This is a genomic window from Streptomyces novaecaesareae, assembly GCF_000716875.1.
GTDB lineage: Bacteria > Actinomycetota > Actinomycetes > Streptomycetales > Streptomycetaceae > Kitasatospora > Kitasatospora novaecaesareae.
Window position 1 is genome coordinate 70,025 of record NZ_JNWQ01000085.1, and the last position, 10,484, is coordinate 80,508.

A 10,484-nucleotide genomic window follows, 5' to 3' on the forward strand; every position below is an offset into this window, starting at 1 on the left:
GGCGACGGCGATCGGGCGGGCGACGGCGGACGGTCAGTCCGTGGCCGCCAGGCCGTAGGCCTCGGCGATCAGGCCGTAGGAGCGGAGGCGGGCCTCGTGGCCGTGGATGTGCGAGGTGACCATCAGCTCGTCCACCCCGGTGCGCTTGCGCAGCGCCTCCAGGCCGTCGGCGACCCGGCCCGGGTCGCCGAGCACGACGTTGTCGAGCCACCCGTCGATGAAGTCCGCCTCGGCCGGGCTGTACGGGTACTGCTCGGCCTCCTCCGGGGTGGGGATCGGGCCGGGGTTGCCGCGCCGCAACCGGAGCATGCCGAGGGCTGCGGAGCGGGCCAGGCGGCGGGCCGAGGGCTCGTCGTCGGCGGCGACCGCGCTCACGCCGATCAGTGCGTACGGCTCGGCGAGCACGGCGGACGGGCGGAAGGACGACCGGTAGAGGTCCAGAGCCGGGAGGGTGTTGGTGCTGCTGAAGTGGTGGGCGAAGGCGAACGGGAGGCCGAGGCGGCCCGCCAGTTGGGCGCTGAAGCCGGAGGAGCCCAGCAGCCAGATCGGCGGACGGCCCTCGCCCTTGGGGACGGCGGTCAGCCGGTCGTACGGGTGGCCGGCGGGGAAGTCGCCGTCGAGGAAGTGGGTCAGCTCGGCGAGCTGCTGCGGGAAGTCGTCCGCGCCCTCGGTGAGGCCGCGGCGCAGCGCGCGGGCGGTGGCCGGGTCGGTGCCCGGGGCGCGGCCGAGCCCGAGGTCGATCCGGCCGGGGTGCAGGGCCTCCAGCAGGCCGAACTGCTCGGCGATGGCCAGCGGGGCGTGGTTGGGGAGCATCACGCCGCCGGAACCGAGCCGCAGCGTCGTGGTGTTGGCCCCGAGGTGGGCGAGCAGGACGGCCGGGGTCGAGCTGGCCACCCCGGGCATGCCGTGGTGCTCGGCCACCCAGAAGCGGTGGTAGCCCCACTGCTCGGCCTTGCGGGCCAGCCCGGTGGTGGCCGCCAGGGCTTCGGCGGGCGTGTAGCCGACGCCGACGGTGGCCAGGTCGAGGATCGAGAGCGGGGCGGGGGCCGTACCGCGGGCGGTGCCCCGGATCGCCGCGCCCGCCGTCGGCCTGGTCCGGTGCTCCTGCTGGTCCTCGGTGGTCATGCCGCCCGTCCTCCTGGCTGTCCTGGTGCCGGCCTTCGTGGGCGACCGTGCGGGTCTCGGGTGGCCCGGCGGTCGCTGCTACCGACCGGGGTCAACCACCGTCGGGGGCTCCCTGTTCCCGCGCCCGGAGTGAGGTTCGGCCCTGCTCCGGCTCCCGCTTCCGGCCATTCCTCGCGGGGCCGCCGAGCGGATGCCCGACTGACGGAGAGCCAGCGGGCGGACACGGTTGGCGACTTCACGCCAGCGCCGGAAGTCGCCAGCGCCAGGGCTCGCGGCGGGGGCCCGGCGTCCGGCAGTCTGGTGATCCGGAGCGGATCACCGGATGGGACCCGCACTCCACCAGCAAGATCGTCGGGCTGGACCAGCTCCGGGCGATCACTGCGAGCCCTCGGTGCGGCACCCCGCCCCGGGGGCTCGTTCGGTTTGCGACGCCCCTGCGCCACCCTGGCGAGCCCCCTCCCCAGAGGTCCGCGCGAGCGGCCCCGCCGCCTGGTGGGCGGCCGGAACGGGCGGGCCGTGATCTGCGGCATACCGGGGTGCTTCATGGCATGAAAAGTCGAGGCGCTAGCGTTGACACCTACAGCCACCTGCTCGCTCGGGCGGCGTGGAGGGAGTAACGGCCTTGAATTTCATGGCGGCGATCGGATCCTCGTGGATCTGCGCCCTGGCTCTCTTCGCCGTACTCGGAGACGCCCTCCTCCCCTTCATCCCCAGCGGAACGCTGGTCATCCTGGCCGTGCTCAAGACGGCACAGGTCAACGGCGCCCCGCTGCTGCTGGGCTTCGGTGTGGCGGTGGCCTCCTTCCTGGGCGATGTCCTCCTTCTCCACCTGGCCCGCCGCGGCGCCCCCGTACTGAACCGCCGGCTCGCCCGGCGCCCCAAGCTGGCGGCCAGCGTGACCCGGGTCCAACAGGCCCTGGTCGAACGTCCGCACGGCGCGGCCGCGGCGATGGTGGTGATCGCGCGGTTCGTCCCGGCCGGGCGGACCGTCCTGGACCTGGCCATCGGCCACTCCCCCGCCCATCCGCACCGCTTCCTGCACTGGTCGGCGCTGGCGGCACTGATCTGGGCCGCCTACATCGTGACGCTGGGCTGGCTGAACAGCCACTGGTTCAACACCGCCTGGCTGAGCCTCGTGGTCTCCTGCGCGGCGGCCACCGCCATCAGTACGGCGATCGCGCGCATGGTGCGCCGCAACCGGCGGCTCGCCGCGCTCTGACCGGCCTGCCCCGGACAGCCCGCCCCGAGCGCTCCTCCCCGAGCAGCCCGCCTCACCGCGCCTTACCCTCTTCGCACGGCCCGGCCCGGCAAGGGGCAAAAGTTTTCCCAAAAAGGCGATCAACCGGGCCGAACGCTGACGAACTGCAGCTGGGGCCGAGCCGACCGGGGGTACCGTACAGCCCGGGCCGCGAGGGATCCGAAGCGTCACAGCACGGCAACAGACGCCGGATCGCTGCAGCCCAGCCGGGGGTGCCCGGCGTGTTGAGAGTCGTCGGAGCTCGGCGACCTTGGTGGCCGCCGCGGCGACATGACATGCTAACGGCGGAATAGACATCAATTGCCCGATTTGACCGGTGCGGCTATGGGCCGCCCTCACCACCGGCATCGGCACCCAGGGGAGACCATGACCAGCATCTCGCGCAGGACGGTGCTCAGTGCGACCGCTGCGACCGCGGCCCTCGGCGCGGTCGCAGCCTGTTCCAGTGGCGGGTCCGGTTCGGGCCAGGGCTCCACCCCTGCGGGTTCCGGCGGCGGCACGAACGCCACCCAGAACAGCACCGGCGCCCCGGCCCAGGCGGTGGTGCCCAAGGGCACCCCGATCGGCGACGGCTCCAACGCGGACACCGGGCCGCAGCCGAACCAGCCCAAGCCCGAGAAGCTCAAGCCGGGCGAGCGGCCGCCGCAGTTCGTGGTGTTCTCCTGGGACGGCGCGGGCGGCACCGACGACGGCCAGTTCCCCCGCTTCCTGAAGCTGGCGGAGCAGTACAAGGCCACCATGACCTTCTTCCTCTCCGGGATCTACGCCCTGCCCAAGGGCAAGGCCGAGCTGTACCACCCGCCGAAGCACTCGGTCGGCGCCTCCGACATCCCGTACCTGTCGGACGGTGCGGTCAAGAGCACGCTCAAGCTCATCAGCCAGGCCTGGCTCGCCGGGCACGAGATCGGCACCCACTTCAACGGGCACTTCTGCTCCAGCCGCCCGGACAAGAACGGGGTCAACATGTGGACCCCGGAGGACTGGCAGAGCGAGATCGACCAGGCGATCGGCTTCGTCACCCAGTGGCGGACCAACACCGGTTTCACCGACGTCGACCCGCTCCCCTTCGACTACAAGAAGGAGCTCATCGGCGGCCGGACCCCCTGTCTGGAGGGGCAGAAGGCGCTGCTGCCGACCATCGCCAAGCTCGGCTGGAAGTACGACGCCAGCTCCTCGGGCGGACTGCAGATATGGCCGCAGAAGGTGCAGGACGGCAAGGTGTGGGACTTCCCGCTGCAGTCCATACCGTTCCCCGGGCACACCTTCCAGGTCCTGTCGATGGACTACAACATCCTGGCCAACCAGTCCGCCGGCAGCACCAAGGGCGACCCGGCCAAGTACGACGAATGGCGCACCCAGGCCACCAACTCCTACCTGGCGGGCTTCGACCGCGCGTACAACAGCAACCGCGCACCGTTCTTCGTCGGCAACCACTTCGAGCAGTGGAACGGCGGCATCTACATGGACGCCGTCGAGCAGACGCTCAAGACCATCGCCGCCAAGCCCGACGTCCGGCTGGTCTCCTTCAGGCAGCTGGTCGAATGGCTGGAGGTGCAGGACCAGTCCACCCTGCGCAAGCTGCGCTCGCTCAACGTCGGCCAGGCGCCGGCGGGCGGCTGGGAGACCTTCCTCGGCACCGCGGGCTGACCCGCCGAAGGCGGAGGGACCGGCGTCGGCAGGGACCGGCGGGGCGGCGGGACCGGGTACGGCCGGCGGGGAAGTGAGCAGTCGGACCCGCGTCAGCCGCTGTCGTCCGGGCCGCCCCGGAACGCCCGGCCCTCGCGGGCCGGGGCCGCTACCCGGCGGCGGGGGTGTCCGCGAGCAGGCTGCGGACGATGCGGTCGGCCCCCGCCTCGCTCCAGAGGATCGAGTAGTGGTTGGTGCCCGGCACCGGCTCGGCGGGAACCCGTTCCGGGTCCAGCCCGGCCAGCCCGATGCGCTGGTGGTCGTAGAGGCCCTGCGGCTCGTCGAACAGACCGCGCTCGGCCCAGAACAGTTCGGCGGGGCAGGTCAGCCGGTGCACGGCGGCCGCCGCCTCCCGGTCCAGGAGGACCTGGGCACCGTCGATCCGGACGGCCTCCGGCACGCAGGAGGAACGCAGTTCGGGCGCCTCGCCGACGAGGTCGCGCTGGGTGTGGGCGTCGATCCCCTCGGTCCACGCGGCGCCGACGGCCGGGTGTCGCTGCCAGAACGCCCGGTAGGCCTCGCGGTCCGGGAAGGTCATGGACAGCCGGGCCACCGCGGGCCCCAGCACCGCGGCCAGGGCGTCCTCCTCGCGGACGCCCTCCGGCAGCGGGAAGGTCACCGCGCCGTCCACCAGCAGGACCCGGCGGACGAGTTCGGGGTGCCGGAGGGCGGCCAGGGCCGTGATCCAGGCTCCCATCGAGTGGCCGACGAGCACGGCGGGCCCGGTGCCGCGGGCGGTGATCAGCGCGGCCACGTCGTCGGCGTGCCGGACCAGCCCGTACGGCCCGGCGACCGAACGGCTGGCGCCGCGGCCCCGCAGGTCGGGCGCGAGCAGGGTGACCCGTCCGGCGAGCCGGTGGGCGACCTCGTACCAGGCGAGGCTGTTGGCGGTGATGCCGTGCACCGCCACGACCGTCGGCGCCCCGGGCTCCTCGGCGGGCCAGCGCAGGACGGCCAGGTCCCCGCCGGGCACAGGGACGGTCAACTCCTCGGGTTTCAGGGGCGACTGGCTCACGCGGGGGTACCTCCGGTGGGGCGGGCGGTCCGGACGGCGGCCGCTGTGCGGGCCGAGCGGGCGAATCGGGCAGCGCGGATGCGGGCGGGCAGTCCGGCCAGGCCGCCGGGCAGCAGGTAGACCACGGCGACGAACAAGGCACCGAGCAGGAACAGGGGTTGGGAGAGCGGCACGCGCAGCACCGCGGGCAGGTCGGCGACGGCCGTCGAGTTGGCGAGGTCGCCGAGCCGGTGGCTCGCCCAGGTGTACAGGACGCCGCCGAGCAACGGCCCCCAGCGGGTGCCGGATCCACCGAGGACGACCATGACCAGGAGTGCGAGCGTGGCGTCCGAACCGGCGGCCTGCGGCGTGGCACCGCCGGTCAGCAGCAGGTAGACCACCCCGCCCAGGCCGGCGAGCGCGCCGGCCAGCACGAAGGCGACCAACTTGTAGCCGTAGGGCCGCAGTCCGAGCACCTCGACCCGGCGCTCGTTCTCCCTGATGCCCTCCCAGACGCGGCCGATCGGCGAGTTGACGGCCCAGCGGACCGCGGCCACCGTCAGCACCAGGTAGCCGACGGCGATCCAGTAGAGGTTGGCGGTGTTCTCGATCCCGAGCAGGCCGGAGGGCAGCAGGTCGGCCGGGGCGGAGCGGCCCTCCTCGCCGCCGGTGGCGCCACCTGGGTTGCGCTGGACGAGGATCGAGCCGGCCTGGGCGAAGGCGAGGGTGACCATGGAGAAGCCGATACCGGTGACGCGCAGGCTGACCGAGCCGAGCACCAGGGCCAGCAGCACGGTGCAGGCGACACCGAACACCGCGGCGGCGGCGAAGGGCAGTTGCAGCTCCAGCATGCCGAGGTCGGTGGCGTAGAGGCCGGTCGCGAAGTAGAGCGCGTGGCCGAAGGAGAGCAGTCCGGTACGGCCGAGCAGGAGGTCGTAGCCGGTGGCGAGGGCCCCGTAGAGCAGGCACAGGGCGAGGAGTTGGAGACTTCCGGGGCTGCCGAGCGGGCCGTCGAGCAGTCCCGGGAGGGGAAGCGCACTGTATGGGGCGACAAGGAGCGTGATCAGCAGAGCGATCGGCCACCAGCGTAGCGCTCCGTGCAGCACTGTCCAGCGATTAGTGACTGAATCACCTGTTCGAGGGATGGCGCCGGACTCGCGAGTGTGTTCACAATGGGTCTCGGCAAGGCTGGTGTCAGTCCCCCTTGCCACAGTGACGGTGTCGGCGGAGCTGGTGTCAGTCCCCTCTGCTGGTATGGCGGTCGCGGCAGGGCTGGTGTCAGTCCCCCCTGTCGGGGCGGCGACGCTGCGGCGGACCGCGGGGCCACCGGTGCTCGTGATCGGATTTTCGGCGCTCACGCGAGCCTCCCGGTGAGTCCACGGGGCCGGACCAGAAGCAGCACGGCGAGCAGGACGACGACCGAGAGGTCGCCGAGCCCGGCGCCGGTGTAGTAGTTGGCGAACTGCTGGACGAGGCCGACGCCCACCGAGGCGGCGGCGGCCCCGGTCACGGAGCCCATGCCACCCATCACCACGACGACGAAGGCGAAGATGAGCAGGCCGGTCCCCTGGCCGGGATTGACCGAACCGAAGTAGAGGCCGCCGAGGGCGCCGCCGAGCGCGGCGGCCGCCCCGCCGAGGGCGAAGACGAGGGTGAACGCCTTCCGGACGTCGATGCCGAGCGCCGTGACCATCGCCCGGTCCTCAACGCCGGCCCGGACGATCAGCCCGTAGCGGGTACGGGCGAGGAACAACCGAAGAGTGAGCAGCAGCAACGCGGCGGCGGCCACCAGGACGAAGCGGTTGACCGGGACGGTTGCACCGAGCACGTGCCAGGTGCCGGACAGCAGGGCCGGCTGGGGGAAGGGGCGGGCGTCCGCGCCCCAGATCCCCATGAGCAGGGCGGGCACGGCGAGCCCGACCCCGACGGTGGCGAGGATCTGGTCGCGAGGGCGGCTGTAGAGCGGCCGGATCAGGAAGAGCTCCAGCAGGACGGCGGCGGCCGTCCCGACCAGGGTGCCGAACGGCACCGCGAGCCAGAAGGAGAGGCCGGCCTCGGCACCGGCCCACCAGGTGGCGTACGCGCCGATGGAGAGCAGGGCGCCGTGCGCGAAGTTGAGCACGTCCATCAGACCGAAGATCAACGAGAGACCGGAGGCGACCAGGAAGTACAGCGCACCGAGACCGAGTCCGGTACAGGAAAGGAGAACGACGGTGCCCATCAGGGCTTCACCTCCGCGGTGATGGCAGGGGCGGCCGGGGAGGCGGCGGACCGGAGCCCGCCGGCGAGCGGGTGGCGGGAGCCGACGCCGAGCAGGCGGCGGGCGGCCTCTTCGTCGGCCAACAGCTCGGCGGTGTCCCCGCGGTGGGCGGTGCGGCCGTCGACCAGGACGGCGCAGGTGCCGGCCAGTCGGCGGACCAGGGCGAGGTTCTGTTCGACCAGGAGGACGGGCACCGCCTCGGCCGCACGAGCCAGCACCTCCGCCACCTCAGCCACGATCTTCGGCGCCAGGCCCTTGGTGGGCTCGTCGGCGATGATCAACCGGTTGCGGTTGAGCAGCGTCCGGCCGATCGCCACCATCTGCTGCTGGCCGCCGGAGAGCGTCCCGGCCAACTGCCCAGCCCGCTGCTTCAGTTCGGGGAAGAGCTCGTGCACAAGCGCGTAGTCCGGCTCGCCGGCTCCGCCCCCGCCCGGGGCGCCGCGCTCGGCGAGGCGGAGGTTCTCGGCGACCGTCAGGCCGGCGAAGATCCCCCGATCCTCGGGCGCGTACCCGATGCCGTGACGAACGACCAGATGCGCGGGAAGGGAGGAGAGTTCGGCGCCGGCGAGACGGATCCTGCCGGTGCGCGGCACCAGGCCCATGACGGCCTTGACGGTGGTGGTCTTGCCCGCGCCGTTGCGGCCGAGGAGCGCGGTGACCCCGGCGGGGGCCACGTCGAGGTCGACACCGTGCAGGATGTGCAGCCCGTCGATGACGACCCGCAGATCGCGGACGGAGAGAAGAGGTTCGGCAGCGGAGGACTGCGAGGACGACGAGGAGGACGGTACGGAGGACGGCGAGGAGAGCGGAGAGGAGGTCACAGCGCCTCACCCAGGTAGGCCTGTTGCACGGTCGGGTCGGCCATCACGGCCTCGGGGGTGTCCAGGGCGAGCAGGGTGCCGTGGTGCATCACCGCGAGTCGGTCGGCCAGGCCGAGCAGGACGTCCATGTGGTGCTCGACCATCAGAACGGTGCGGCCCAGGTCGCGGTGCACGGAGCGGATCAGCTCGGTGAGGGCGGGCACCTCCTCCGCGCTGACGCCGGCCATCGGCTCGTCCAGCAGGATCAGCCGCGGATCGGAGACCAGCAGGACGGCCAGCTCCAGCTTGCGTTTCTCTCCGTGCGAGAGGGCGCCGGCCAAAGCGTCCGCGCGGTGGGTGAGTTCGGTGCGGTGCAGGGTGTCGGCCAGCTGTTCCTCGTAACGGTCGGCGCGGCGCCAGAGCCGGTACGAGGCGCGCGGCCCGGCCGCCGCCTGGGCGGCCAGGCGGACATGGTCGGCGACCGTCATCCCCGGCCAGAGCGAGGAGGTCTGGAAGGTGCGGCCGAGCCCCCGGCGGGCCCTGGCGTGCACGGTCTCGGCGGTGACGTCCGCACCGTCGAGGTGGAGGCTGCCGTGGGTCGCCGGGTAGATGCCGGAGACCAGGTTGAAGAGGGAGGTCTTGCCGGCGCCGTTGGGCCCGATGAAGGCGATGAACTCGCCTTCGCCAACCGAGAAGGAGACGTCCTCGACGATCGGCACACCGCGGACGGACCAGCCGAGTCCGTCCAGGCGCAGCACCGGGGAGGCGGAACGCACCGACGACACGGAGGGAGTGGAGGCAGTACGGGCGGGCACCGGGATCAGCCCGCCATCGGGGCGACCGGAGGCGCCACCTCGTCCGCGGTCAGGGTCTTCTCCACCGAGGGCTTGGCGGCGGCACCGGTACCGGTGAGCCGGACCTGGAACATCGGCTGGAGGAGGGCGTGGTCCTCGGCGCGCACCGTGGTCTTCCCCTTCACCCCGTCGAAGCTCCACCCCTCCAGCGCCTTGACCAGGGCCGAAGTGTCCTCGGCGGAGCCGTGGTTGGCCTCGACGGCGTGCACGATCATCTGGGCGGCGGTGAAGCCGTCGGGGGTGAAGATGTCGCTCTTGCCGCCGGCGGCGGTGACGGCCTCGTTCATGGCCTTCTCCACCGGGGTGCCGGCGGCACCGTCGAAGTAGTGGTTCAGGAAGGAGATCTTCTCGCCGGCCGGGCCGAACAGCGGGTAGGAGGCGGCCAGGTCGAGGCCGGTGACGACCTTGGTGTCGGTGAACACGTCCTGCTGGTTGAGCGCCGTCCACAGGGCCGAGGCGGTGTCGCCGGCCCAGGCGACGAACAGCAGGTCGGGTTTGGCGGACTTGGCCTGGGTGGCGAAGGGGGTGAGGTCGGTGGCGCTCGGCGGGGCGAGCACCTGCTCGACGGTCGCCCCCTCGGCGCCGAGCACGGCCTTGACGGCGGCCACGTTGGCCTGCCCGAAGGCGTTGTCCTGCGCGAGCACGGTGACTTTCTTGCCCTTGGCGTCACCGACGAACGAGGCCGCGGTCCTGATGTCCTGGTAGGACTGGCGGCCGGAGCGGAAGGTGTACGTGTTGAGACCGGTGACCTTGTCGGCGGCGGCCGGGCCGCTGATGAAGAGCACCTTGTTCTGGGCGGCGATCGGGCCGACCTGGAGGGCGACACCGGAGGCGGTGGAGCCGGCCAGCACCTTGTAGCCCTTGCCGATCAGGTCCTTGGCGGCGGACACCGCCTTGGCCGGGTCGCCCGCGTCGTCCTGCTCCTCGAACTCGATCTTGTGCCCGTCGACCGCGCCGGTGCCCTTGGTCGCGTAGCCCAGGCCGGCTTTGAAGCCGTCCAGGTACTGCTTGCCGTAGGCGGCCAACGGTCCGGTCTTGGAGTACACCAGGCCGACCTTGATCGGGCCCTTGGCCCCGCCGTCCGCCGCGCTCGTCCCGGCGGTGCCTGCCTTGGCGCAGCCTGCGGCGAGCAGGACGCACGCCGTGAGGGCGGCGAGCTTCCGGGCCGGGCCGCCGCCGGCCAGGGGCCCGCCCGGGCGGGCGCCGGAGGCGGGCCTGGTGGGGGCTGTCGAGCTGCGCATGGTGACCGACTCCTGAGGTGCGGCGGGGTGGATGCCGGAACCGTAGGTGTGCGGTGGGAAGGGCGACATGTGCCCGGGGGACGTATCAGCCCGGCGGGATGTGGCTCTGGTCGACATACCACCGACTCGGAGCCGCCCTCCGGGTGCCCGGGTGTGGTCCGCCGACACGGGTCATCGCGCACCCATGGAGGTGGCCGCCATGGCTGCGACGGCCCACGCCCGGTGACGGTGGGGGGAGGCGGGCCCTACCCCCCTCCCCCCTCCCC

General features: G+C 72.6%; 9 protein-coding genes. 2 read left to right on the plus strand and 7 right to left on the minus strand.

Translation table 11 applies throughout. The features are described from left to right. Positions 1-33: 33 nt before the first annotated feature. Entirely contained in the window at positions 34-1,125 is a 1,092-nt protein-coding gene (locus OP86_RS26770; RefSeq protein WP_051830712.1) for an LLM class flavin-dependent oxidoreductase, read from the minus strand. A gap of 631 nt (positions 1,126-1,756) precedes the next feature. Here OP86_RS26770 and OP86_RS26775 point away from each other — a divergent pair. Further along, on the plus strand, positions 1,757-2,344 hold the full coding sequence (locus tag OP86_RS26775) for a DedA family protein (RefSeq protein ID WP_051830713.1): 588 nt from the start codon (positions 1,757-1,759) through the stop codon (positions 2,342-2,344). A gap of 405 nt (positions 2,345-2,749) precedes the next feature. Then, entirely contained in the window at positions 2,750-4,030 is a 1,281-nt protein-coding gene (locus OP86_RS26780) for a polysaccharide deacetylase family protein (RefSeq protein WP_030060246.1), read from the plus strand. Positions 4,031-4,178: 148 nt separating this feature from the next. Here the strand turns inward: OP86_RS26780 and OP86_RS26785 are convergent, their stop codons facing one another. The 6 genes from OP86_RS26785 to OP86_RS26810 form a co-directional block, all read right to left on the minus strand. After that, entirely contained in the window at positions 4,179-5,084 is a 906-nt protein-coding gene (locus OP86_RS26785) for an alpha/beta fold hydrolase (RefSeq protein ID WP_030060247.1), read from the minus strand. Beyond that, positions 5,081-6,169 carry a branched-chain amino acid ABC transporter permease gene (locus OP86_RS26790; protein WP_234435094.1) on the minus strand — a complete coding sequence of 363 codons (1,089 nt, stop codon included), beginning with the start codon at positions 6,167-6,169 and terminating at the stop codon, positions 5,081-5,083. Before OP86_RS26790 ends, OP86_RS26785 begins: the two co-directional genes overlap by 4 nt. A gap of 248 nt (positions 6,170-6,417) precedes the next feature. Further along, entirely contained in the window at positions 6,418-7,284 is an 867-nt protein-coding gene (locus OP86_RS26795; protein ID WP_033333521.1) for a branched-chain amino acid ABC transporter permease, read from the minus strand. Further along, a complete protein-coding gene (locus OP86_RS26800; protein ID WP_051830724.1) occupies positions 7,284-8,048 on the minus strand; it encodes an ABC transporter ATP-binding protein in 765 nt (254 codons plus the stop codon). The genes OP86_RS26795 and OP86_RS26800 overlap by 1 nt, the downstream gene beginning before the upstream one ends. A 92-nt stretch (positions 8,049-8,140) precedes the next feature. Beyond that, complete coding sequence (locus OP86_RS26805; RefSeq protein WP_030060252.1) at positions 8,141-8,908, minus strand: ABC transporter ATP-binding protein; 768 nt, start codon at positions 8,906-8,908, stop codon at positions 8,141-8,143. A gap of 35 nt (positions 8,909-8,943) precedes the next feature. Then, on the minus strand, positions 8,944-10,218 hold the full coding sequence (locus OP86_RS26810; RefSeq protein ID WP_078589439.1) for a substrate-binding domain-containing protein: 1,275 nt from the start codon (positions 10,216-10,218) through the stop codon (positions 8,944-8,946). Positions 10,219-10,484 lie beyond the last annotated feature (266 nt).

Coding starts and splice junctions, on each gene's coding strand:
- OP86_RS26780 (WP_030060246.1), top strand. CDS start 2,750: ATGACCAGCATCTCGCGCAGGACGGTGCTCAGTGCGACCGCTGCGACC.
- OP86_RS26810 (WP_078589439.1), bottom strand. CDS start 10,218: ATGCGCAGCTCGACAGCCCCCACCAGGCCCGCCTCCGGCGCCCGCCCG.
- OP86_RS26795 (WP_033333521.1), bottom strand. CDS start 7,284: ATGGGCACCGTCGTTCTCCTTTCCTGTACCGGACTCGGTCTCGGTGCG.
- OP86_RS26770 (WP_051830712.1), bottom strand. CDS start 1,125: ATGACCACCGAGGACCAGCAGGAGCACCGGACCAGGCCGACGGCGGGC.
- OP86_RS26775 (WP_051830713.1), top strand. CDS start 1,757: ATGGCGGCGATCGGATCCTCGTGGATCTGCGCCCTGGCTCTCTTCGCC.